This window comes from Fulvivirga maritima, assembly GCF_021389955.1.
In the GTDB taxonomy this organism is placed as follows: Bacteria; Bacteroidota; Bacteroidia; order Cytophagales; family Cyclobacteriaceae; genus Fulvivirga; species Fulvivirga maritima.
In genome coordinates, this window is the sequence record NZ_CP089980.1 from 2372887 (window position 1) to 2398839 (window position 25953).

Below are 25953 nucleotides of genomic sequence, written 5' to 3' on the forward strand. Positions count from 1 at the left end.
TCATGAGGATTAATTCATTAACAATTGCTATATTTATTGTAGCTACTACTATTATTTTCTCTTCATGTGAGCAAGAGAGACTGGAGCCCATAACCACTGCTGCCAATGGTGGAGGTGCCGTAGAATCATACTATGCCTATGAAATAGATAGCATGGTTGGTCAAGGTACTAATGTCTACGGAAGAATAGTTTTCTGGAAAGATCAAGGCGGCAATACCCTCATACAAGTGGCTCTTCATAATACGATTGATGATACGGACTATCCAACAAGCATATTGGCTGGAAGTAAAGGTTCTGATACGGAAGAAATTTTATCTCTATATGAGGTGAATGGAAATTCCGGAGAATTTAGAGAATCCAAATTTTATGTAATAGGTGACTCAGAATACTTTGATAATATTTTGCTTATGAATGCCCATATAAATATTTATTTGACCGAGGATAAAAATACAATTGTTGCTTCCGGAAATTTAGGCGTAAATAACACCCCCGTAGGATCAGAATAAATTAAAAAAAGAAACAATCTAACTAAACACAAACCATGAACTCAATAAATAGAAGAACTTGGCTTCGTAGTAGCCTTATGACTGTGGGAGGAGCCGCCCTGCTTCCGCACTTATCATTTGGAGAAACAGCAAAGGCGCCGGTAATGCTTGATAAAGAAGGAAGAGCATTATACAGTCCTTTTTTCAAAGAATACATTCCTAAGAATGTGCATGAAGTAGCGCTTAAAGCCAAGCTCAATGCTAATGAAAATCCTTATGGTCCATCACCTAAGGCCGTTGCTGCTTTTCGTGAGAAAGCGGACTTGGGTAATAGATATGCCTGGAAAGAATTATTCGATCTTATAGATAAAATTGCAGAAAAAGAAGGCGTTTCTCGCCAGCATATCATTATGGGTCCCGGTTCTTCTGATCTATTGGAGAAATTCGGAATGGTATTGTTTTTTGAAAATGGAGGGAATGTGGTATCAGCTGACCCTTCATATATGTCATTAATGAAAGTGGCGGAGGCTACTGGCGCAGAATGGAAGCCGGTGCCTTTAAAAGAAGATTGGTCTCACGATCTTGATGCTATGGAGAAGGCCATAGACAGCAAAACCAAACTGGTGTATATCTGTAACCCTAACAACCCTACAGGTACCATTACTGATGGAGATGCCTTGTATGATTTCTGTTCCAGAGTTTCAGAGAAAGTGCCAGTATTTGTAGATGAAGCATACCTGGATTTCCTTCCTGAAAAGGATCAGAAAAGCATGGTATCTTTAGTAAGTAAGGGGAAAAATGTAATAGTAGCTCGTACATTTTCTAAAATACACGGTATGGCTGGTATTAGAGTAGGTTATGCAATAGGCTTACCAGAAACACTTAATCAAATTAATAAAATTACTAGAGGTGGAATGGGTATTACTTTACCTTCTGTATATGCAGCACAGGCTAGTATGGATGATCTGGAATTTCAAAAGAAAACCAGAAAACTTAATAATGAAACTAAAGATTACGTGTACAAAAGCCTTAAAAAAATGGGCTTTGAGTATGTGCCCAGCTATACCAATTTCATGATTTTCCCTATAGCTATGGAAGGGCAAGCTTTCTTGGATAAGATGTATGCTCAGGGAGTTGGCGTACGGTCTTTTAATATACTGGGTAAGAATTGGTGCCGCGTAAGTATGGGTACTATGGATGAAATGAAAATGTTTACTGCCGCACTGCAAGATGTAGCAGGTTAATTAAACTTAGTCAATTATAATAGCTTGCTCTCAAATTCGTAGAGCAAGCTATTCCTATTTATTTCTTCTTATTATTTAATATCTCAATGGGATTAGCCTTACAAAAAACCATAACCCTAGTCTTGTTTATAGGAATCGGTCTGGCCTTAAAAGCGAAATTTTCTAATAAGGATCAGGTTACAGGGATAAAGAACATCATCCTTACAATTGCATTGCCGGCTACTATTTTTGTAGCATTAATGGGGGTGAATATTAAGTTTTCTCTTCTAATATTGCCTTTGCTTGCCTTGGTGTTTAATGTTGTCATTTTTCTATTGACTCCAGTAATACTAAAGTTTTTTAGCATTCCCAGTGATTCAGCTAAGAGCAGAACCATTAGAATGTTATTACCTTCTCTGGCTCCGGGGCTTTCATGTTTTCCTTTTATTTTAGAATACCTAGGAGATAAGCCTTTGGCAGATGCAGCCTTGGCCGATGTAGGAAATAAAATATTCGGTCTTATATTTCTTTATATAGTAGCAATGAACTGGTACTACAAAAGAAATCAGACTGATCACTCATCTTCATCAGGAAAAATCAAGAGCTTATTAGGTTCACTGCTAAAGGAGCCTATCAATATTGTTATCATCGTAGCCATTGTATTGCTCAGCTTTAACTTTACTATGGATGATTTGCCTGACTTTTTGTCTAATGCCTTTGTGAGAATGAGCGCGCTAATGACACCATTGGTGCTGATGTTCATCGGTTTAGCAGTGAAGGTGAAAAAAGGTGGAATTGCCTTGGTAGTTTCAATGCTTTGCTGCAGAGCCGGTATAACTTTATTGCTAAGCGCTGCACTTATATTTGGGTTAGGACTTACAGGACCTACCGCGTTATTGGCCATTGTTTTTCCCCTTAGCTCATGTAGTTTTTGGCCGTTTGCTCACATGTCAGCATTCTCTTTAAAAGAAGAGCTCAAAGATGTTCCGGAAGAAAACAGAACCTTTGATTCAGAATTGGCAGTATTGGTATTAGCATGTTCATTGCCTTTTTCCACTATACTCATACTATCTATTTTATCATCAGGGGCGTTGTTTGTTCATTTGCCAGTGCTTATTATTTCAGGCGTAGCATTAGTCGCTATGGGCATTTTACCTCGTTGGGTTAAAAAGCTTTTTGGTAGTGATTATAAGGCGCAGGGAGAGATGGTGGAACAACGAGATTAAGAGCAGTTCCAATTTATGTAAAACATCGTTTTTACCTTAGTTGAATATACCTTAATTTGCACTACATCGTTTAAAGCTATGTGATGCAGAAACCAGCGTTAATTTTTGAAAGCTCGCCTTGGTTCATTTTACTATGTGTATTAGCAGGTGTAGGTTATGCCTATTTGCTGTATAGTAAAAATGGGCCATGGTCTATACAAACCAAAAGAGTATTATTTGCACTTAGAGCGTTCGCAGTAGCGGCTTTGGCTGCTTTATTAGTTTCTCCTGTTTTGAAGCAGGTAATTAATAATGTTGAAGAGCCCACTATTGTAGTGGCTATTGATAACTCTGGCTCTATTCCTGAAGTGAATGATAGCTATATGCTGGTTCAGGTAAAAAACAAACTTAGCGAATTAGGGCAGGAAGTGTCTGACGGGCAGCGTATAGAATACCGAACGCTCTCAGGAGAAGTTTCCCCAAAATTACCAGAGCAGATAGCGTATTCTGAGCAGGTTACTGATCTTAATTCATTCCTTGATAAAATAAAATCGGATTATGAAGGTCGGAACTTGGGTTCGGTAGTATTAGTTTCTGATGGCATCTATAATCAGGGCATCTCACCTACCTTTTCTGACTATAGCTTTAAAATTCACACCATCGGGCTGGGAGATACTATTCCTAAATCAGATATATCTATATCTTCACTGCTGTATAATAAGGTGTCTTACCAAGGAAATAAATTTCCTCTTGCAGTTCAGGTAGATCAAAAGAATTTTGATAATCAGACGGTGGCCGTCTCAGTAAGCAAGAGCGGAAAGCTGATAGATAGAAAGGAAGTAGTACTGGGCAGATCAGGAGAACCTAAAGAGGTATCATTTCTGGTTGATGCTGAGAATAGTGGTTTTCAGCGCTACCAAGTGGCTGTAGAGCGCAAGGAAGGTGAATTCACCTATTCTAATAATATAAAGCAGGCCTATGTGGAAGTAATAGAAGGGAAGGAGCAAATAGCTATTGTGGCTGCGGCACCTCACCCAGATATTAAAGCTATTAAGGCGGCCATAGAAAGTAATGCCAATTATAGCATTGATGAATATATAATGAGTATCCCTAAAGATATTACCAGCCTAAATGCAGCTACCAAAAAATATGATTTAGTTATTTTTCATCAATTGCCAGATGGTAGAAATATAGATAACAGGTTTAGGCAAAAAATGGCTAAAGAGGAGATTTCTACCTTATATGTGTATGGGGGCAATACTAGAATGTCGTCTTTTAACCAGGTTAATGGAATTCTTTCCATGCAAGCCGTGCCTAATGAATTCGATAATGTGGAGGCCTCGTTTAATCAGGGTTTTTCCAGTTTTAAGCTAACTGATGAATTGCAACAGGCTTTTAAAAATTGGCCACCAATTGTAGTGCCGTTCGGTAGAATTAATCAGGATCAAGGAGTTGAAGTGATGCTTAATCAGAAGGTGGGCAGCATTGTTACTGCTAAGCCGCTGATAGCTGTGAGTGCAGAAGGAAGCATGAAAAAAGGCCTCATTCTAGCTGATGGAATCTGGAAATGGAGGATGTTTGACTATGCTAATGAAGGTAATAATGATCTTTTTAATGAGCTAATTACTAAGCTGGTGCAGTACCTTTCTTCTAAAGAAGATAAGAGGAAGTTTAAAGTTTATCCGATAAAGAATGAATTTCTGACTAATGAAAAAGTCGTTTTTGACACTGAAGTGTATAACGAACTTTATGAACGCGTTTACGGAAATAAAATAGATTTGGTCCTTGAAAACTCAGAAGGAGATACCTTCAGTTATTCCTACGTGACCAATGAAAATAATACCAGTTATGTGATAAGTGGCCTGGCTGAAGGGGTATATCAATACAGAGCTACTACCTTGTTGGGCAATGATAGGAGAGAGGTAAAAGGAGAGTTTTTGGTGAAAGAATTGCAGCTGGAAAATATTAACCTGACCGCTGATTTTAATTTATTACGTAAACTCTCAGGTCAGTCTGGTGGCGAGTTTTATAAATCATCTGAATTAGATGAGCTGGAGAGTCATTTGGTTGAAAATAAAGCTAAGGGAATTATCCATAGTCAAGAGAAATATTTGCCTTTTATACAGTTAAAATGGCTTTTCTTTTTGCTCTTAGGGCTTCTGTCTGTGGAGTGGTTTATAAGAAAGTATAGTGGGTCTTATTGATCTTATAAAGGAGTTACTCTTGTTGAAGAGTAACTCCAAGTGCATTTATAGCTCGTAGCAAGTTAATTCTTGATTGTTTTCGTTTACGAAAACTCTTTTATCAACTTCATCTACAATATAGCTAGGTGTTTTATCTATTAGCTCTATTTTATAGTCAATTTCTCCAGTGCTTTTGTTTATAGCAAAGATGAAATTACGGCCACTATCTTCGTTTTTTTGTTTGGTTAAAATGAACTTGTGGTCCTTAGAGTTTTTAGAGTTGAAATATCTCGTTTTGGTAATTTCAAACACGGGTGACATATGCTCAGAATCTGGTCCTACATATAAACCTGCAACTACATTAGTTGATGAAGTACCTTCATTTTGGTCTCCAGCAGTTCTATAAGCACCATTACCTAGGCTTTTAAGAGTTTTAAGGTTATTTAATGAACCTTCTATGTCTATATCTATGCCAGCCATAGCTAAACCAGTTTGAGCCAAGTTAGTTAATCCTCCAACTGAAGTAACAGGAGGGAAATACTTAGTGTATATTATCTCACCCTTAGGGCTAAGAAGAGAAGCGTGTTGATCTGCAGAGATAAAGTATCCTGTTGTTAAATATTCCGCTTCTAATGGCGTTGATCTTTTTACTTCTTCCAATTCAACATCCTCAGCAAATAATGTGATCACGCCAGTTTCTAAGTCAAATTTATAGGCATTTTCATTTTCAAAAAGGACTACTTTGTTTTCTTTTTCGTCAAAAGTTACAGCTGGGATAGACTTGAATTTAACGTCTTTATCCCAAACGTCTTTTCCATCTTTGTAGCTAAGAATATTAGATCTTTGAGTTGAAATATATAGAACTCCAGCTTTTGTTGGTGTTGCGTAGTAAGCATAACCTTTCACTTTGCTGTCCCAAACTTTTTTTCCGTCTTTGTCAACAAATGAGATAGATCCATTTTTTTCGTCTTTACCAATTGCTATAAAACCATCTTTGTAGGGGATAACTTCATCAAGAAATTCGATTTTATAACTTTTTTTCCAAATTAGTTCACCGCTTTTAGGGTCTATTAAGTTGAATCCTTCTGTTTCTACTAATACAAGATGTCCTGCTTCATCTTCAACAATGTCCAGCATGGTGCCTTTTAACTTCAGTTTACCTGGAGTAATGTCTTTACCTGTAGAAGGATCTAATACGGTTAGTCTATTGCTCTTTTTTACACCTAGGTATAAGCTGTTGTTAAGGTCTGAATATACCAAAGCAGTTATTGGTTTGTCCGCTTCAAATTCCCAGCTAAGTTCACCTGTATTTTTGTTTATAGTATAAATGTCTGATTTTATGGCTATAATAAGTTCGTCTTTTTGAGTGAATATTGGGCCTTGTGTAATAAAGCTCATTCCGGCCAAGTTATTTAACTTATTAGTTAGGCCTTTAATTTTACCTAGATTAACGGTCCATTCTTCTTCCCAGGTTTTAAGGCTAAACTTCATAAGGTTTCTTTCCCCTTCACTAACTAGTTCAAAAAGAATACAAGCCTCTTGAGGTATAATGTGATATGTTTTAATGCTGTAGCCATCCGTTTTAGTGCTATAAACTATGTCACCGGTAGCTGCATTAATGATTAAGGCTCTTTTCTTTCCTGCCAGCGGAAAATACTCTGCGAAAAATAGAGGTAAACCTTCAATGTTTTGAAATGAATTACGATCAACCGCTTTTAATTCGCTGTTAAACCATATTTCTTCTCCTGTGGTGTTGTTTAAAGCCATAAGTCCCTTGTCTCCAGCGGCTATAATTACTCCATTATTTGCTTGCTCTATCCAGCTTACGCTATTAAGCTTAGATTTTAGGTTGACTTTCCACAATTTTTCTTGAGAATAAGTTATTGATGATATGAATAACATCAATAATGATAATGTAAAAAATAAAGTCTTTTTCATGTAAAAAATGTTAATGTATAATTCGGGCGGCAAGTTATGATTTAAAAGTTACTTTAAAAATAAAAAAGATTCTATTTGTGAGGTGTATGGATTTATTCGATTCTGGTATAAACACAAAAAAAGCCTTTCCAAATACATGGAAAGGCTTTTCTATTATAGCTTATTAGAAATTATTCTTCTTTTCCTTCTTTCTTAGAGGTTTTTGGCTTTTTTGATTTGAGTTTCAATTCTTCGCCTTTGCCATCATAGTCTGCTAAAATTATAGCTCCTTCTTCCAGCTCACCTTTAAGGATTTCTTCTGCTACAGGATCTTCAAGATACTTTTGTATCGCTCTGTTTAAAGGTCTTGCTCCGTATTGAGGATCATATCCTTTTTCAGATAAGAAGTCTTTAGCAGCTGTAGTTAATTCTACTTCATAACCCAAAGCTTTGATTCTTTGGAAAAGCTTATCTAACGTAATATCAATGATCTTGTGAATATCTTCTCTTTGTAGAGAGTTAAACACGATTACATCATCAAGTCTGTTTAAGAACTCTGGACTAAATGCCTTTTTAAGTGCACTTTGAATAGTCGCTTTCATTACCTCATCTTCGCTGTTTTTACGAGATGCAGGGGCAAAACCGATACCCGCTCCAAAGTCTTTAAGGTCTCTTACTCCGATATTAGAAGTCATGATGATGATAGTATTTCTAAAATCAACTCTTCTTCCAAGTCCATCAGTAAGTATACCATCGTCTAACACCTGAAGTAATAAATTAAATACATCAGGGTGAGCTTTTTCAATTTCATCAAGCAATACTACACTGTAAGGTTTTCTTCTTACTTTCTCTGTAAGCTGACCACCTTCTTCGTAGCCTACATATCCCGGAGGCGCTCCTACTAGTCTTGATACAGAGAATTTCTCCATATACTCACTCATATCTATTCGCACCAGACTGTCTTCTTTATCGAAGAGGTAAGTGGATAGCATTTTGGCTAACTCTGTTTTACCTACACCAGTAGGGCCTAAGAATATGAAAGAACCAATAGGCTTTTTAGGATCTTTTAATCCTACGCGTGTCCTTTGAATAGCCTTAGTAAGCTTTTTGATGGCTTCATCCTGGCCTATCACTTTGCCGCTAAGCTCAGTATTCATGCCTAGAAGCTTGTTGCTTTCTTTTTGAGCTATTCGTTTTGTAGGTATTCCGGTCATCATAGCTATAACATCAGCTACGTGATCTTCATCTACAGTATAACGCTTGCTTTTAGTTTCTTCTTCCCAGCGTACTTTAGCTTGCTCTAATTGCTCTAAGAGTTTTTTCTCTTTATCTCTCAGTTGAGCAGCTTCTTCGTACTTCTGACTTTTAACTACTTTATTCTTTTCATCCTTGATGTCCTCGATAGCAGCTTCAAGCTTCACTATATCGTCAGGCACATGGATATTGTTTATATGAACACGAGCACCAGCTTCATCAAGTACGTCAATGGCTTTATCTGGAAGATAACGATCACTGATATACCTGTCAGATAGATTTACACAAGCCTCGATGGCTTCTGGTGTATAATCTACATGGTGGTGACTCTCATATTTTTCTTTAATGTTGTCCAAGATTTGGATGGTTTCCTCAGGGGTAGTGGCATCTACCATTACCATTTGGAAACGTCTGGCCAAAGCGCCATCTTTTTCAATGTATTGGCGATACTCGTCAAGCGTGGTAGCACCGATGCATTGGATTTCTCCTCTTGCCAAGGCTGGTTTGAACATATTAGAGGCATCTAATGATCCTGAAGCGCCACCGGCACCCACGATCGTATGAAGCTCATCAATGAAAAGGATCACTTCAGGTGACTTTTCAAGCTCGTTCATAACGGCCTTCATTCTTTCTTCGAACTGACCTCTATATTTAGTGCCAGCTACAAGAGACGCCAAGTCAAGAGTAACTACTCTTTTACCGAAAAGTACTCTGGATACTTTCTTTTGAACGATCCTTAAAGCAAGTCCTTCTGCAATAGCAGTTTTACCTACTCCGGGCTCACCTATTAATATAGGATTGTTTTTCTTTCTCCTACTTAAGATTTGAGCTACACGTTCAATCTCTTTTTCACGGCCTACAATAGGGTCCATTTTATTTTCTTCGGCTAGCTTGGTAAGGTCGCGTCCGAAATTATCCAAAACTGGTGTTCGGGATTTTTCAGAACCTTTCTTCTCCTTACCTGCTCCGGCGCTTGAGCCTCCTCCAAATATTTTAGAAGAATCTTCGTCAGGATCATCTGTGTCTGAAGAGGCCATTGGGTTCTCTGCTTGATACTCCAATAGTTCTTTCACCACATCATAGTTGACGTCAAATTTCTCCAAAATCTGAGTGGCAATGTTATCATCATCTCTAAGGATGCTTAATAACAAGTGCTCAGTGCCAATAAGCTGGCTTTTGAAAATTTTAGCTTCCAGATATGTTATTTTTAATACTTTCTCTGACTGACGAGTCAAAGGAATGTTTGCCAAGTTCTTTACGTCATGAGAAGCGGTTCCTTTTGAAACTTTTTCTACAGCCGTCCTAAGATCTTCCAGCGATATCCCTAGCTTTTTCAACAGACCTACAGCTACACCCTCCCCTTCTCTTATCATGCCAAGTAGAAGATGCTCAGTACCTATATAGTCATGCCCAAGCCTCAACGCCTCTTCCCTGCTAAGGGAAATTACTTCTTTAACTCTATTTGAAAATTTTGCTTCCATATTTGAGCAATTCTAGTGACTAGTGTAAATGTATAATAACTAAAATATAAATACCACGATACATGTGATAATTTATCCTTGTAAAAACGAAATATTAATTCTAAATGTTCACTTTCAGTCTGGTAGACTGGTTTATGATATTTTTAGAATTAGGTCCTTCACAAAACAATAAATCAATAATACTTAAATTTTCTGCAAAACTCACGCCAAACACCTGAGGATATTCCTGAGGCTGATATATGGAGTTCGTTTTGTAGTCCTTTTTTGGGTGCACTACCGACCTATAATCCTTTATATTTGCTTCAGAGTATTTAATATACGAATTTGTAAACGTAATCGGTTTATCTATTTGAAGAAATTTAAGGCAGATTTTTAATAAATTCAAGTTAAGGTCAAATAAGAATTTGTCTCTTTTTTGGAAAATTTCCTCAAAGTGATCAATAAAGTATTCATAAAACGGCGCCTTTCCATAAGCAGATTGTATAGCTCTGAGATGATTAAGTAGCCATTTTTGAGAATAATCTATCTGTATATCCTTAACTTTTATCTTTTTTCTGCCGCCTATTACTGGTACTATAAGTCTTTCTGCCTTATTGGCAGATAAGATGTGACAGCGGTTTCTGTAGGATTGCTTTTCGAAGTATTCTTCCTGCTCTATAATTATATTATCAAACTGATTGATACAACAAAAATATTCCAAGGAAGGTAAATAATGTAGATCTAATACTACTGAGCTCATTCAATAATGTGTGTCAGATTTTATTATACGTAATCATTAATGTTTCCGAGCCCTTCTCTTATTATTTCAAATTCGTTTTGTGTGCAGTCTACCACGGTAGAGGGGATATTGCCTCCAAAACCACCGTCTATGATAATATCTACATGATGCTTAAAGTCTTCGTAAATAAGCTCTGGGTCAGTGGTGTATTCCAAAATTTCATCGTCATCTTTTATAGATGAGGTGATGATTGGGTTTCCTAATATACCTACGATGCTCCGGGTTATATTGTTGTCAGGAATACGGATTCCTACTGTTTTTTTATTGACATCTAATATTTTAGGAACATTACTGTTAGACTCCATGATAAACGTAAACGGACCAGGGAGGGCTTTTTTCAGTACTTTAAAGGTAGGGGTGTCCATTCTTTTTACATAGTTAGAGATATCACTGATATCATAACATATAAAAGAAAGGTTGAGGTTTTTGGGTTTGATAGACTTGATTTTGCATAGCCGATCAATGGCCTTGCGGTTAAAGAGATCACAACCTATACCGTAAACGGTGTCTGTGGGGTAAACTATAACCCCTCCTGATTTTAATACTTCTACGATCTGCTCTATTTTATGGCGCTCAGGGTTTTCTTCGTAGAGCTTTATGAATTCTGCGGGCATATCACAAAATTAAAAAAAAATAACGCTAAGACTGCGATATCTGGCGGGATTATGGTTTATTTGAGCTAATAGTAATATTAAAAAAACCAAATGAAAGCATTTTCTAAAGAGACTTATATCAAAAGAAGAGATATTCTAAAAAAGAATGTAGAATCAGGCATTATTGTGCTCATGGGAAACCAGGAAAGCAGTGCAAACTTTAAGGATAACTGGTATCCTTTCAGGCAGGATAGTACATTTTTATATTATATAGGAGTAGACTTACCCGATGTGATAGCCATTATAGATGTAGATTCTGGAGAAGAAGTGTTATTTGGAGATGATTTGAGCATTGACCATATCGTTTGGACGGGTCCACAACCTACCATTCAGGAGCTGGCAAGTGAAGTGGGGATAAGCAAGAGCTTGCCCTTGTCTAAGATAGAGGATTATATAAAAGCAGCTAGCTCTAGAAATGTTCACATATTACCTCCGTACAGACCTGAAAATACTGTGAGATTACAATCATGGGTGGGAAAAGTAGCTCCTTCAGAAGAATTGATCAGAGCAGTAGTAAAGCAGCGATCAATTAAATCTAAAGAGGAGGTGGCAGAAATAGATAAAGCCGTAACTATCAGTGCTCAAATGCACCTTGAAATTATCAGGAATGCACGCCCAGGCATGAAAGAACATGAGTTGGTAGGTATGGTGCAAGGTACAGCGGTTGGTGCTGGTGGTAATCTGGCATACCCGGTGATACTAACCGTTAATGGTCAGATTTTGCATAACCATTATTATGGAAATACTCTGAAAGAAGGGGATATGGTGCTTTGTGACACAGGAGCAGAAGCCGCCAGTCATTATGCGGGCGATCTTACCAGAACCTTCCCCGTAAGTAAGCAGTTCACTGCAGAGCAAAGAGATTTATATCAGATAGTGCTGGATTCTCAATATGCAGCTATTGAAATGCTTAAGCCAGGTGTGAAATTTAAAGATGTACACCTAAAAGCTTGTGCTACTCTGGTAGATGGCTTGAAAACAGTAGGCCTTATGAAAGGAGACACTGCTGAGGCTGTAAACGCTGGAGCGCATGCCATGTTTTTCCAATGTGGATTAGGTCACTTAATGGGACTTGATGTCCATGACATGGAAGATCTAGGGGAGCAATTCGTTGGGTATGATGAGCCTAAGAGTACACAGTTTGGCTTAAAATCTTTGAGATTAGGTAAAGAGCTGGAAGCTGGAAATATCGTGACTATTGAGCCTGGTATTTATATTATCCCTGAGCTGATCGACCTTTGGGGTAAAGAGAAGAAATTTGATCAATTCATTAATTATGACAAACTAAATGACTTCAGAGACTTTGGAGGAATAAGAGTTGAAGATGATTTTGTGATTGATGACAATGGATATACCTTATTAGGTGAACCTTTAGTGAAAGAGATTAAAGATTTAGAGGCTATAAGAGAGGCTTCACTTTCGTGAGAAGGTAATAGATGAAAATTTCAAAAAAGGGGATAGTGCGAGCTGTTCCCTTTTTTTGTGCCTAGATTTTATATTACAGGAAACTATTTTGACTTTATAAAAGTAGTTCATGTAGCTCTGGCTAAATGGATTTATGATTTTAATTATGTATTTGGGTTAGGGTAATTTGGGTATCTTTGAAGTTTGAAATAGTAATGCAATAGATAGAGATGAGAAATAAAAAAATATTTGTAATCTTCCTGCTCATATTTACGGTGCTGTTATCATCGTTTACATTTTATGCGTATCAGGTTATTTACACACCTAATATTTTAGTGGAGAAGGATGATCGTATATTTATTGTGAGTGAAGATGAGACCTTTAAAAGCTTGCAAGATAAATTACATAATCACAAGTATGTAAGTGATATGGTCTCCTTTAGTCTGGTGGCTAAGCTCATGAAATATGACAAAAATATTAAACCAGGTAGATATCTTTTAGAAGGTAACATGACTAATCTTGCTGCTGTGAGACTGCTCAGGTCTGGGAAGCAGGCACCCATAAATCTTACCTTTACTAACATTCGTTTAAAAAGTGAGTTGGCTGAGCGATTGACCTCTCATTTAGCTATTGGGGAAGAAGAGTTTAACCAGGCTTTAGAGAAATTTATCGATAATAATAAAGAGGGTTTTAACTCTAATAATATTATCAGCCTTTTTATACCTAATACCTATCAGGTGTATTATGATATTTCTGGCGAAGGCCTTATTGATAGAATGCTTTATGAATATAAGCAGTTTTGGAATGAGGACCGTAAGGCTAAGGCCAAAAGCATAGGGCTTACTCCGTTGGAGGTGTCTACTTTAGCTTCTATTGTGCAAGCTGAGAGTGTGAAAAGAGACGAAAGTCGGAAAATTGCCGGGCTATATATGAACCGATTAAAAAGGGGAATAGCACTACAGGCAGATCCTACTCTTGTATTTGCTTCTGGTGATTATGGTTTGAAAAGAGTGCTTAATGAGCATAAAGAAATAGACTCTCCTTATAATACCTATATGTATGCAGGCTTGCCTCCGGGCCCTATTAATATGCCCACCATTCATTCTTTAGATGCAGTGCTTAATTATGAAAAGCACGATTATATTTATATGTGTGCTAAGGAAGACTTTTCCGGGTATCATAATTTTGCGGCTACTTATAGCGAGCATATGAAAAATGCAAGGAGATATCAGAGGCAATTATCCATTGAGCAAAGAAAAGCAAGACTTAATAACCAGAATTAAATGTTTGAGCACAGCACTACAGTACGTGTAAGGTACGCAGAAACAGACCAAATGGGGTATGTGTATTATGGTAACTACGCCACTTATTATGAAGTGGGGCGGGTAGAATGTTTAAGAAGTCTGGGGTTGAGTTACAAAGAGCTGGAAGATCAGGGGGTAATGATGCCCGTGCTGGAGTGTCATTCTAAATATATAGCTCCTGGTAAATATGATGAGCAGCTGACTATAAAAACTACTATCAGACAAAAGCCTACTGCCAGAATTACCTTTCATTATGAAATCTCTAATGAGTCAGGTAAATTAATACATGAAGGAGAAACTACATTGGTTTTTGTTAACATGGAATCTGGCAGGCCTTGCAGAATGCCTGAGGCTATGGATAAGTTATTAAGCCCATTTTTTGATTAGATGAAGAAACGAATTACCAGATTAATAGTCAGATCTCATACTTATAAAACCTTTATTGAGTTTCTTAAGAGGATAAAATTTAAGAGGTATGAGGGGCTGAGCTTGTATGAGGTAATTATTGTTTTTATAGAGAAAATATCTAAAGATGAAGTCATAGAACGGGCCAATGGAGTGGCTTTTAATTTTACTATGGCAGTGTTTCCGGGTATTATATTTCTCTTTACACTCACACCTTATTTGCATGAGATAATACCAGGGGTGAGCAGAGTCAATATCATGCAGTTTATTGGTGATGTTATACCACCAAACATGTATGAGACGGTTTATACTACGGTAGATGATATAGTAGTGAACACCAGGGGTGGACTATTAACATTTGGTGTGCTCTTTTCATTATGGTTGGCTACTAATGGTATGATGTCTTTAATGAAGGCTTTTAACTCATGTTATAAAACCATAGATAAAAGAGGTTATTTTAAAATGAGGCTGGTTGCTACTGCACTTACGCTTATGTTGGCCATAGTGCTGATTTTAGCGAGTGTGCTTCTGGTAATAGGTAATTTTATTTTAGATATGGTTAATAATGTACAGTGGCTGGATATTGAGGAATTCATGATTTACGTATTCTTTTTTATCAGGTTTTTAGTGCTCTTCATTGTCTTTTTCCTCGCCATTTCATTTATGTATTATTTTGGGCCTTCAGTACATTATAATTGGCGTTTTTTTAGTGTAGGATCTTTTGTTGCTACATTTTTATGCATAGCCGTTACCTACGGTTTTTCTTTTTATGTTTCAAATTTTGCTAATTACAATAAATTATACGGATCCCTCGGGGTGCTTATAGCGCTGATGATCTGGCAAGAGTTGCTAGCTGTAGTCCTTTTGGTGGGCTATGAGGTAAATGCCAGTATACATCATGCTTACAGAATAGCAGGCATAGATGCCTCTAAGATCCAGTGAAGCAAAATTAGAAACCTATGATTTCAATAAAAACTCCTAATGTAAAGGAGACCATGACAATGGTGTATTCTACCATTGAGCGTTTTCCTTTGGCTGTGATAAGCGGCTGTATTGCGGTTTTTGCTTCTTGTTACTTTATAGACCTGGACTATAGTGATGAGGAACTTAAAAACACTATTTTGAGATTGATCATGGTGTCATCTCTCGGTATTGCTTTCTTTACGGCCCTTAAGCTCTTCGCAGAAAGTCTGCAGCAAGCTTTTTGGAGGTATGTATTAGGCGGAATAGGGGTAGCTGCCCTTGCTGTATATTATTATGGTATGCCTGCTGATTTGAAGGTGGTTGAATGGGTACGCTATATTTTATTTGGAATTATAGCTCATTTAATGGTTTCATTTGCGCCCTTTTTGCCTGGCAAATCCAAAGAAGGTTTTTGGAGGTATAATAAAAACCTTTTTCTGCAGATAGTTACGGCCTTCTTCTTTGCTATGGTTATTTATATGGGTTTGGCCTTAGCGCTATTAGCTCTTGATAAGCTATTCGATATCAATTTTAATTCTAAGCTCTATTTAAAGCTCTTTTACATAGTTTCTGGGATATTCTCTATGCTTTATTTTCTGGGAGGAATGCCCAGGCAGCAAGAGTTGTATGCTGATGATGAGGAGTTCTCTAAAGGACTTTCTGTATTTACTCAATACATACTTATACCCTTGGTAGGTATCTATAATCTGATTCTGTACATCTACACCATAAAAATTGCTATCAGCTGGGATTGGCCTAGAGGATGGTTGGGATATCTTTTTATTAGTTATTCTGCTCTGGGTATACTTTCTTATTTGCTCATATATCCGTTGGCAAAATCTGGTAAAAGAGCTTTGTTAAGGATATTTTCAAAATGGTTTTTCTTTTCTTTAATACCTCTGGTGGTAGTTTTGTTTTTAGCGATTTACCGTAGAGTAGATGAATATGGACTCACTGAGAATAGATATTTTCTCTATTTATTAGATTTTTGGCTGTTGGGAATTGCTGTCTATTTTTCGTTTTTCAAAAGTAAAAATATTAAGCTGGTTCCTATAAGCTTAGCTGTAGTCATATTGCTATCCTCATTTGGCCCTTGGGGAGCATTTGGTTGGTCTGCCAGAAATCAGGCAAATAGATTTGAAGAATTAATTAAAAAGGCAAAAGTAGGAGGGCTATCATTCGAAGAAAGGAAAGATGTGTCTTCGGTTATACAATACCTGGGTAGACGTAAAAAGTTAAGCCATTTACAACCCTATTTTAAAGCAGATATTGATTCACTTTATGAACATAATAGCAGTAGTTATGCGCAGGTTCTGCTTAATGAGTATAATATTAATTATGTGAACTCATGGCAGCGAGATAGTACTGCAGGGAGTTCTTTTGCTTATTACAGTATTAAAGAAAACTATTACCTTAATGTAGGGAGCTATGATCAGTTTTTAAGCTACAGTTATGGTGGGCAGTCAGATATGCTTAAGGCAGGTGATGGGCAAGCGCTTATAATAGACTCCTTAAATACTTCAATAGACTTAAAGCCTTTTATTTCACATTTGAGAAAGGAGCACCCGGGAGGTGATTATGAAATGCAGCCCGACCAGCTCATGATAGAGGGAAATAATGACGAGATTAGTTATAAAATATATTTCCTTTCATTGAGCCTTAGGAGAGATTCTGACAATAATTACCAGGCGCAGAGCTTACGATTTAATATGTTTTTCAATAAAAAAGCAAAAAAATAATCGAACAGTTTGTGTAATTAAAAATATAGTATACATTTGCAGTCCTGTTGGAAATCAGTTCCAGCAAAACAGATAGAGGAGTGGCAGAGTGGTCGAATGCGGCGGTCTTGAAAACCGTTGTACCGCGAGGTACCGGGGGTTCGAATCCCTCCTCCTCTGCTTAGAAGAAACCAAACAACAACAAAACCCTTCAAACGCTATGTTTGAAGGGTTTTTTCATTTAGCACCATTCGCAATAAACAAATAATTTTCGTAAAATCGGTTAGCAATTCGGTCTCCTAAAAAGTAGCTAACCGAATAGATTATTCCTGTCTAAATTGACCGATTTTTGGTTTGATTTGGTTTCCACGTACCCAAGGATTGAGACCCAATCCTTAACCGTTAGTTTCCTTTTCTATCAACAAAAAAGACATTGCTCATGTCTCATACCTTTAATGTGCTATTTTGGTTACAGAATTATAAGTTAAATAATGATACAGGAAAAGTTCCGGTTTCTGTGCGTATAACGGTGGATGGTAAAAGGGCTGAGATTGCCACAGGCAAAAAGGTGCCTGCTGATAAATGGAACTCTTCTTCCGGGTTGATGCGTGGGCAGAGTGTGGAGGCTCGTAGTATTAATAAGCATTTGAGGGATATTGATTATCGGTTACACGAAATCTATGATGAACTTGAGAGGAATGGAGAGTATGTTTCAGCGCAGGCGATAAAGAGCGTTTTTCAAGGTAAGAATATTAAACAGCATTCTGTGATAGAACTGTTTAAGTATCATAATAATCAGATAAAGAGTCAGCTGGGAAAAGGGTATTCAAAAGGGACTTTGGAGAGGTATCAGACTACATTGAAACATACATTAGGATTTATACAGCATCATTATAAAGCGGATGACTTTTTATTTAGAGATATGAAGTTTTCCTTCATAACGGAATTTGAGTTCTATTTGAAGGCGGTATGTGGTATTGGTCATAATACAGTGGTGAAATATCTTAGAAATTTTAAGAAGATAATCCTAATAGCTGTTAAAAACGATTATTTAAGCCGTGATCCGTTTGTTGGATATAAGATGTCTCTCAAAGAAGTGAAAAAGGATTATTTAACAAAAGATGAAATAGAAGCCTTGGTTAATAAAGAATTTACAATTGATAGGCTTGAGCATATTAGAGATATATTCCTTTTTTGCTGTTATACCGGCTTAGCTTATGCAGATGTTAAAAGACTTACTGCTGCCAATATATCTATAGGGTTGGATGGTGAATATTGGATTTTTATTAATAGGAAAAAGACAGGCTCCGAATCTAATGTGCCACTGCTACAGCCTGCTGTCGATATAATTGAGAAATATGAAGATTGTCCTATCACATCACATTCAGGTTATTTATTGCCTGTAATTTCCAACCAGAAAATGAATGCATATTTAAAAGAAGTTGGAACCTTGTGTGGTATAAATAAAACAATAACCTTTCATATGGCGCGTCATACATTTGCGACAACAGTTACTTTGGCTAATGGGGTTTCTATAGAAACGGTAAGTTCTATGCTAGGGCATAAAAATATAAGAACTACTCAGATTTATGCTAAAGTAGTTCAGGAAAAAGTAAGTGCAGATATGAGAAAATTGAAATCGCTAATGAGTAAAAGTAATTGATGGGTATTTTGTGATATTTTAAGCACTACCATTTCCCGAGGTAGACCGATGTTTAACCTCTTTGCCTCCTTTGCCGAGTTTGAAAGAGAAATGATCAGTGAGCGTACAAAGGCCGGATTAGCACATGCGAGAAAGTATGGTAGAAAAGGAGGTAGGAAGCCAGGTATATCAAAAGAAGGTAAAATAAAGGCCTGGGCAGCATTGAAGCGTGCCAGAGATTCAGATACACCTATTGCTCAGATTCAAAAGGAGCTGGGGCTTTCTAAAGCTACATATTATCGGTATCTTCAGTGGGCTGAAGGAGAAGAGAAGAAGAAATTAATATCAGAGTAAACGCTGTACTCATTTTTTATAATGTAGATGAAAAATGTTTGAGGCCACTCAAAAGAAGTTCTTCTAATTAAGTAAATTATAAGACGAGTCCTCACACCTTGTTGCTTTCATAATGAAAAAGTGGCAAGATAAAAATTAATTTATAAAAAGTAAATTTGTTGTGTACAAAATTAAAATGGATATACAGGTAATATCAATAATTAATTCAACAGAAGAAGATTTACTTGATCAATCAATAATTAAAAGATTAGATTTAGGCCTAACCCAAATTGGAGTATTAAATAAGAGCATTATTAATAATGGAACTGATTCAATTGATATAAAGTTTTGGGTTGACTCGAGTGAGAAGGTCAAAATAGCTGAAAATCTAATCAGGGAAATTTATAATAAGGATCACTTTCACCTTGAATTTATTTTTAAAACCTCTTCTTCTGGGGATTTTTAAGTTTAGTGTTAGAGCTCCTTTGTTGCCGTGCTCAGCATGGTGAAAATTACCTTAGCTCTTTTAAAAGACTGAACCAGTTTTATCATAGACATCAAAAGTCTCAGAAAACGCTTCTATCATTTTAATATTAAATTAATTAGATTGACTCCATAAAGGAAATAAGGGAATGTCTTTCCCTTATACAAATGTTAGCTCCAATAATCACCGTCATGAAAAACATTATTTTAACCTTCTTACTGTTAATCTCCTTCTTAACGAGTACTGCACAGGTTTATGTCAACGGTTATTATAGAAAGGATGGAACCTATGTCAAACCTCATTACAGATCAAATCCTGATGGAAATCCTTATAATAATTGGAGTTATCCTGGAAATGTTAATCCGTATACGGGCAAAGTAGCAACAGGAAACCCTTCAACTTATCTTCGCAACTATTACAAGATATACCCAAACAGCGGAACATCAAGTTCAGACTATTTCAATTATACCTCATGTCTTGTCTACACGAACTACAAAGGACTAAAAACAGGTTACTCGTACACTTTAACCAGCAATAATGCTTCAACTACTGGATACGTAAAGCATTACCAGAACAATAAATTCAAGATATACGATACTTCGAACAAACATATTGGATATGTCTACACCCGAAAGAAAGGAAGGCGTTATGAGGTTTACGATTTATATGGATACGAAGTAACATCCAACAGGTTTAGAATAAACTGGTCAACTGTAGGTTCTATATTTCTTGGAGGGGCATTAGTCTATTTATTGGTTGAAGCAACATCCTATTAACAAAAACTGGAGTAACAAACGTTTTTAATAGATCAATATTTTAAAGAAAGGGAGGTGCTTGTATTTGATTTTCTCAATAATTTCAGGTATTCTTTATTAATTCAAAATTAACCCACTTGAAAATAAGGCCTAAAATAACACCGCCTTTCAATAGTGAAAGGCTTTTAAAATCAACACTATCTAATTCTATGTTGTCAGATGCAAATGACTTTTTATGGAGGGTAGATATTGTGAAAAGTAACTCGGATTTTTTTGGGATATCCTTTATTAGCAAAATTTATGTAGAACTACTTATGGCTGTTGAATCAGACTTAAAGTCACTAATTATTTCATTGTCTTTGAGAAAAGAAACGCCAGAAGACGCATATATGGTTGCTAGAAACTGTGGACATGATATTTCAAAATTGTACAGTGAGGTTGAAAAAAGAGCTAAGAATAGAATTACACTTTTAAAACTAAAAGATAAGAATGAATTGCTTGAAAAAGCTACCCAAATTAAAGTTTCAAATAGATACAAACTTATAAGTTTATTAAAAATAAAAACTGATGATCCTTTAGATAGACTATTCGGAGTTGGTAAATATTCATCACTGTTAACGTATGAATATATTTCTGATCTAGAGAAAATCGCATTAAAGTTACATCAAATATCATCGAAGTCATCTAAAAGGTATTTAGATATGGTTGCTATGAATGGAAGGAATATTGGAAAATATGAAAGGAGAGTTAACCAGTTTAAAGAAAAATTGGGTAAAAAATTATAGGAAGATGGCTGTATGATTACATAGAGTTCATTTTCTGCTAGCCCTATTTTGTATTGAAATGAAAAATCCTAAGTTGTTCGTAGTCTGCGACTACGAACTTTCCAATGGTAACTAGTGTCTCTGACACGGTATTAAGCGATAAATTCTTGTCGTTTTAAGCAATTATTGTTTAGATTCATAACATGTCCGGTGGTTATAAAATAAGAAATCAGTCAGGCATTCATTTTCTTTCCTTTGCTGTAGTAGAATGGATTGATGTTTTTACTCGAAGAGTATATTGTGAGCTTATAGTGGAGAGCTTAAACCATTGCGTAAAGCAAAAGGGGTTAATTGTATATGCCTGGGTAATTATGAGTAATCATTTACATTTAATTGTGGCAGCCAAAAATGATAATCTTTCTGATGTGCTCCGTGATTTTAAAAAATTTACAGCCAGAGAGATTTTAAAATCTATTCATAGTGAAAATGTAGAGAGCCGAAAGAATTGGATGCTATGGCTTTTTCGATCAGCGGGTGCAAATAATAATAGAAATAAGGGATATCAATTTTGGAGACAAGATAATCATCCTGAAGAATTAGAAACCAATAATTTTAAGGATCAAAAATTAGACTATATTCACAGTAATCCAGTTAAAGCTGGAATTGTTGATGAGCCAGAGCAATATTGTTGGTCAAGCGCAAGAGACTATGCTGGAATGCAAGGGCTTGTGAAAATTGAATTTTTGTAAATGAAAGAAGTGTCAAATTTGCCGTGTCAGAGACACTCGTGATCATTACAAATCCTTAGTCGCCCTTCGGTAAGACTAAGGATAGCGGGGTAGCGAAGCAATACGCGTGCTCACTACAACACCGCTCCCACCATACTCCACATGGCGTCCCACCTCCAACATCTCTCACCAATCAACAAAGCCCAAAACCCCATCAACATACCTCAATCCCTTTGCTCTTAAAACAAAAACTTGTAAGTTAACGCTCCTTATAATTAACCTACTATCTTGAGTTTTTCGGAAGAACAAATCCAGTCTATTGCTCCCAATGCGTCAGCTTTTAGTGCTGGTAAAAAATTAAGTGGAAACAGTAAGTGGGAGTCGTTTGGTAAAAGTGATCGGGTGATCTGGGGTGCTATTAGAGGTAGTGGCAAAAATCCATATCTCACCCAAATTGATCTTAATGATATCGCTTTTAAATGCTCCTGTCCTTCTCGTCAGTTTCCTTGTAAGCATGCCATAGCGTTAATGCTTTTATACGGCAGTCAGGAGCAAAATTTCTCGACACAGGAGGAGCCGGAATGGGTGAGCACCTGGATGGATAGTCGTAAGGCAAGGCAGGAAAAGGCGGCAGAAGCCCCTAAGAAAACTAAAGCTAAAAGTGCCGCTAAGGATACTGTTGCTAAACGATTAGAGCAGGTACAGGCAGGCGCCGCTGAGCTGGAACTTTGGCTCAAAGACCTGGTAAGGATGGGCTTGCTAGAGCTCTCTTTTAAATCTGCCAAAGACTTTAAAAAAGTAGCGGCGCGCATGGTAGATGCCAAGGCTCCCGGACTCGCTTTTTGGGTGAGAGAACTCGGGCAGCTGAATTATAAAGACGGCAGCGTTTGGCAAGATGAATCTTTAAAGCTCATCTCTAAGCTTTTTCTACTGATCCAGGCCATTAAGAATTATGATCAATATGACGCACAGTGGCAATACACCATAAGAACACTTGCCGGCTGGAGCCAATCCAGTAAAGAATTATTGGCTGATGCCAATGCTGAAGTGGTAGATGATCATTGGCTGGTAGTAGGGCAGCTGGAAGAAACCAATGATGATATTGTAACGCAAAGAAACTGGCTGATAGGTAAAAGAAGCAATAGAAAAGCATTAGTGCTTAATTTCTCTACACGCTTTTCTTCTTTTGAATCTATCATATTACCAGGCAGTTATATAGAAGGGCAGTTGGCCTTTTTCCCTTCGGTGCAGCCACAGCGGGCAGTAATAAAAACACAAACCAATGCAGCTGATAAGTTTGATGTTGATTTTACTTTCACTGAAAACTGGTTAGAAGTACACCGTAAAAAGACTGAACTGATAAAGGAAAATCCATGGTCTAATGATCATTTGTTTATTTTAAATAACAGTAAATTGATCTTAAAAAATGATACCTGGTTCATGGCAGATCATGATCACTATCTTATGCCGCTCATGAAAGGCTATGACATAGACAAGTGCCTTAAAAGTTTGGCCATATGCGGCACTGCTTCCCACCCTATGGCGGTAGTAATTCGCAATGGAGAAGCCATTCCGTTAGGCATATTTCAAAATAACCAATATACCATTTTGTAGCTATGTGGGAGTCGTTAAGAAATATAGCTTTAATAGGCACGGAGAAAAAGCCGTTGGAAGCGAGTTTGCTGCCTTCTTCGATACAGGAAGCGCTGAAAGATACCGCTGAAACGCCTGAAGAGCATTTACTGCAGGCTGCTGCATACTTAACTTATTACCAGGAGGCAGGAGCGCTGCCGCCTTATGAGAAAGTAGAAGATAAAGCTGCTATTGAGGAAACATTAGCAGAAGCCCCTGAGCTACCGATGCGGGTTTTTCAGGCTATAAAAAATGCAGGGATTCAGTTGAGCGATTACCTGCTAGGTGATTGGCTAGACTGGCTGATTTCAAAACAGTGGAAAGTAGCTGGTAGTGAGAGTGTTAATTTAGTAAATCTTGCCCAAAGTATGCGCCTGGAGCTGCGTGAGAAAGCCGTAAAGGTGCTGGGCAACAAAGGTCGGTGGATGCTCTCTCATCATCCTAAAAAAGAGCTTTTCTCTGATTTTGAAAAATCAGATATATGGGAAGAAGGCACTGCCGCACAGCGAAAAAGCTTTTGGGCTGAACTGCACGCCACTGATCCTGAGACTGCAATACGGCTGTTGAAAAACACATGGGATACCGAGGCTATTATAACCAAAAAGGGTTTTCTGGAAGTTATGAACAGTAACCTGAGCAGGCTGGATCAAGATTTTCTCACCTATATTTATAATAATGAATTCGCCTATAAGGCAAAGGAGAAAAAAACAGAGAAGGAATGTAGAGCACTTGTAGCGGCCATGCTTTTAAGAATACCGGAAAGCGACCTGTATAAGGCCACGGCTCAAAAGCTATCTGCCTACCTAAAGACTTCTAAAAAGTCAGCCCTCATGGGGTTGATTTCATCCGATGCTGTCACCATCTCGGTGCCTGATGAAAGTCATCCGGATGACTTTTGGAATGATGAAAATATGCTTATTAGCTATGGCTTTGATCATCAATATGACATTGAATGGTTTAATGATAAACATCAATACTATTTGTCATATTTTCTTAGAGTAATACCTCTCTCTTTTTGGATACACCATTTCACGAAAGGTACAGCGGCTTTTGTTGATTATGTTTTAGGCAAAGATTTTCAAATGAATGCGGGTAAGAAAGTGCATGCTATGCATCAGGCAGCTCTTATTAAAAATGTCTCGTTAAACCATGACTCAGCGCTGGCCGAATATTTAATCAATAAACTACCTGCAGATCAAAATGCCTCTTTGTTATCTTATGTTAGTCAGGATGCTTTTGAGACTTATGTGAAAGAGAAAAAGCTTTGGACCTCCCATAATATTTTAGAGCAGACTCCGGGAAGAACCTGGTCATTACCTTTTTCAAATTATGTTTTAAAAGGACTATTTGAGTCCTACGGACAGCAGTATCATAGCATGCATAATCATGGTCAGGTATTATGTAAGTACCTGCATATTGATAGTGGTGATGAACTGCGCAGGCTTAATGAAAAAGCCCAAAGTGTCACTTATTATAAAAGCTGGGAGAAGAACGTATTTACTCCTGCTAAACTTGGATTAACCTTAAAAAAAGCAATCGCTTCATCTAATGAATAAAAGTATGGATATACTTAGACAAAATGCCGCCCTGCAGTTTGAAGAAGAACTGGAAAACCTGAAAAAACAAGACACTGGTGCTGTGCCTACAGGCTGGCAAATGTCGCCTCTGTCTGTAGTGACCTACCTGATGGGGGGTACCCTTAAAAATAAATTTGAAGTGACCCCGAAATACATCGGTAACAGAAGGTTAATGGAAATAGCCGTGGCCACGCTTACTACTGATAGAGCATTATTGCTATACGGTATACCGGGAACAGGTAAATCCTGGGTGTCGGAGCACCTTACGGCAGCCATCACTGGAGATCCTTCACTACTTATTCAGGGGACAGCCGGCACCGGCGAAGAAGCCATTCGCTATGGTTGGAACTACGCTAAGCTTTTGGCCGAAGGGCCTACAGAAGGAGCCCTGGTAGAAACCCCCATGATGCGAGGCATGAAACAGGGTAAAATAGTTAGAATAGAAGAGCTTACCCGTATTTCTGCTGATGTGCAGGATACCCTCATTACTATTCTTAGTGAGAAAATTATGCCTATTCCTGAGCTGTCTGCAGAAGTGCAAGCAGTGAAAGGGTTTAATGTAATTGCCACTGCCAATAACCGTGATAAAGGGGTGAATGACCTGTCATCTGCCTTAAAAAGACGTTTTAATACCGTTATTCTTCCTGTTCCTAACACGCCAGAAGAAGAAATAAACATAGTGCAGACCAGAGTGGCCAGTCAGATGAAAGCCCTGGAGTTGCCGGCAGAATTACCGGGACTGGAAGAAATTAAGCGCGTGGTGCAAATTTTCAGAGAGCTTAGAAATGGCGTTACCGAAGACGGCCGTACTAAGCTGAAGACACCGAGTAGCACGGTAAGCACGGCAGAAGCTATTTCGGTGGTGAACAGTGGACTATCATTAGCTGCTCATTTCGGAAATGGAAAGCTTTCGGCTCATGACATGGCTTCAGGCTTGGTAGGAGCCATAGTGAAAGACCCTGTTCAGGATACCGTAGTTTGGAATGAATACCTGGAGACCGTAGTAAAAACCAGAGAAAACTGGAAAGATATTTACAGGGCGTGCAAAGAAATCACTTTCTAATT

Annotated in this window: 22 protein-coding genes and 1 tRNA gene; 19 read left to right on the plus strand and 4 right to left on the minus strand. The window is 37.5% G+C overall.

Translation table 11 applies throughout. From position 1 onward, the window contains the following. The first annotated feature begins 2 nt into the window (after positions 1-2). The 4 genes from LVD15_RS10035 (at position 3) to LVD15_RS10050 (ending at position 5117) form a co-directional block, all read left to right on the plus strand. Positions 3-506 carry a hypothetical protein gene (locus tag LVD15_RS10035; RefSeq protein WP_233780148.1) on the plus strand — a complete coding sequence of 168 codons (504 nt, stop codon included), beginning with the start codon at positions 3-5 and terminating at the stop codon, positions 504-506. A 35-nt stretch (positions 507-541) separates the two neighbouring features. Continuing rightward, the gene (locus LVD15_RS10040; RefSeq protein ID WP_233780149.1) at positions 542-1729 is read left to right on the plus strand and encodes a pyridoxal phosphate-dependent aminotransferase; all 1188 of its coding nucleotides are present in this window, start codon (positions 542-544) and stop codon (positions 1727-1729) included. 86 nt (positions 1730-1815) lie between these two features. After that, positions 1816-2934 (plus strand): AEC family transporter, encoded by a 1119-nt coding sequence (locus LVD15_RS10045; RefSeq protein ID WP_233780150.1) that lies wholly within the window; start codon positions 1816-1818, stop codon positions 2932-2934. Positions 2935-3017: 83 nt separating this feature from the next. Beyond that, the gene (locus LVD15_RS10050) at positions 3018-5117 is read left to right on the plus strand and encodes a vWA domain-containing protein (protein WP_233780151.1); all 2100 of its coding nucleotides are present in this window, start codon (positions 3018-3020) and stop codon (positions 5115-5117) included. A gap of 45 nt (positions 5118-5162) precedes the next feature. Here LVD15_RS10050 and LVD15_RS10055 read toward each other — a convergent pair whose 3' ends face one another. The 4 genes from LVD15_RS10055 to LVD15_RS10070 form a co-directional block, all read right to left on the minus strand. After that, positions 5163-7034 (minus strand): outer membrane protein assembly factor BamB family protein, encoded by a 1872-nt coding sequence (locus LVD15_RS10055; protein ID WP_233780152.1) that lies wholly within the window; start codon positions 7032-7034, stop codon positions 5163-5165. Between the two features lie 170 nt (positions 7035-7204). After that, positions 7205-9748, minus strand: a complete 2544-nt coding sequence (locus LVD15_RS10060; protein WP_233780153.1) for an ATP-dependent Clp protease ATP-binding subunit — start codon at positions 9746-9748, stop codon at positions 7205-7207. A gap of 100 nt (positions 9749-9848) precedes the next feature. Beyond that, positions 9849-10487 carry a WbqC family protein gene (locus LVD15_RS10065; protein ID WP_233780154.1) on the minus strand — a complete coding sequence of 213 codons (639 nt, stop codon included), beginning with the start codon at positions 10485-10487 and terminating at the stop codon, positions 9849-9851. Between the two features lie 23 nt (positions 10488-10510). Next, the gene (locus LVD15_RS10070) at positions 10511-11140 is read right to left on the minus strand and encodes an L-threonylcarbamoyladenylate synthase (RefSeq protein WP_233780155.1); all 630 of its coding nucleotides are present in this window, start codon (positions 11138-11140) and stop codon (positions 10511-10513) included. 90 nt (positions 11141-11230) lie between these two features. Between LVD15_RS10070 and LVD15_RS10075 the strand changes: the two genes are divergently transcribed. From LVD15_RS10075 to LVD15_RS10145, 15 genes are all read left to right on the plus strand, one after another. Further along, positions 11231-12604, plus strand: coding sequence for an aminopeptidase P family protein (locus LVD15_RS10075; RefSeq protein ID WP_233780156.1), 1374 nt, complete (start codon positions 11231-11233; stop codon positions 12602-12604). Positions 12605-12813: 209 nt separating this feature from the next. Beyond that, positions 12814-13866 (plus strand): endolytic transglycosylase MltG, encoded by a 1053-nt coding sequence (mltG, locus tag LVD15_RS10080; protein WP_233780157.1) that lies wholly within the window; start codon positions 12814-12816, stop codon positions 13864-13866. Continuing rightward, entirely contained in the window at positions 13867-14274 is a 408-nt protein-coding gene (locus tag LVD15_RS10085) for an acyl-CoA thioesterase (RefSeq protein ID WP_233780158.1), read from the plus strand. Continuing rightward, positions 14275-15234: a YihY/virulence factor BrkB family protein gene (locus LVD15_RS10090; RefSeq protein ID WP_233780159.1), complete on the plus strand. Its 960-nt coding sequence runs from the start codon at positions 14275-14277 to the stop codon at positions 15232-15234. 17 nt (positions 15235-15251) lie between these two features. Next, a complete protein-coding gene (locus LVD15_RS10095; RefSeq protein ID WP_233780160.1) occupies positions 15252-16994 on the plus strand; it encodes a DUF4153 domain-containing protein in 1743 nt (580 codons plus the stop codon). A gap of 74 nt (positions 16995-17068) precedes the next feature. Then, positions 17069-17153 (plus strand) — tRNA-Ser (locus tag LVD15_RS10100). 259 nt (positions 17154-17412) lie between these two features. Beyond that, on the plus strand, positions 17413-18636 hold the full coding sequence (locus LVD15_RS10105; RefSeq protein ID WP_233780161.1) for a site-specific integrase: 1224 nt from the start codon (positions 17413-17415) through the stop codon (positions 18634-18636). Positions 18637-18684: 48 nt separating this feature from the next. Continuing rightward, entirely contained in the window at positions 18685-18969 is a 285-nt protein-coding gene (locus LVD15_RS10110) for a recombinase family protein (RefSeq protein ID WP_233780162.1), read from the plus strand. Positions 18970-19144: 175 nt separating this feature from the next. After that, complete coding sequence (locus LVD15_RS10115; RefSeq protein ID WP_233780163.1) at positions 19145-19414, plus strand: hypothetical protein; 270 nt, start codon at positions 19145-19147, stop codon at positions 19412-19414. 209 nt (positions 19415-19623) lie between these two features. Further along, complete coding sequence (locus tag LVD15_RS10120; RefSeq protein WP_233780164.1) at positions 19624-20208, plus strand: hypothetical protein; 585 nt, start codon at positions 19624-19626, stop codon at positions 20206-20208. A 116-nt stretch (positions 20209-20324) separates the two neighbouring features. Then, the gene (locus LVD15_RS10125; RefSeq protein WP_233780165.1) at positions 20325-20972 is read left to right on the plus strand and encodes a hypothetical protein; all 648 of its coding nucleotides are present in this window, start codon (positions 20325-20327) and stop codon (positions 20970-20972) included. Positions 20973-21154: 182 nt separating this feature from the next. After that, positions 21155-21700 (plus strand): REP-associated tyrosine transposase, encoded by a 546-nt coding sequence (locus tag LVD15_RS10130; RefSeq protein ID WP_233780166.1) that lies wholly within the window; start codon positions 21155-21157, stop codon positions 21698-21700. A 267-nt stretch (positions 21701-21967) separates the two neighbouring features. Next, positions 21968-23293, plus strand: coding sequence for an SWIM zinc finger family protein (locus LVD15_RS10135; protein ID WP_233780167.1), 1326 nt, complete (start codon positions 21968-21970; stop codon positions 23291-23293). Between the two features lie 2 nt (positions 23294-23295). Continuing rightward, positions 23296-24867 carry a DUF5691 domain-containing protein gene (locus LVD15_RS10140; RefSeq protein ID WP_233780168.1) on the plus strand — a complete coding sequence of 524 codons (1572 nt, stop codon included), beginning with the start codon at positions 23296-23298 and terminating at the stop codon, positions 24865-24867. Between the two features lie 4 nt (positions 24868-24871). Beyond that, the gene (locus tag LVD15_RS10145) at positions 24872-25951 is read left to right on the plus strand and encodes an ATP-binding protein (protein WP_233780169.1); all 1080 of its coding nucleotides are present in this window, start codon (positions 24872-24874) and stop codon (positions 25949-25951) included. Positions 25952-25953 lie beyond the last annotated feature (2 nt).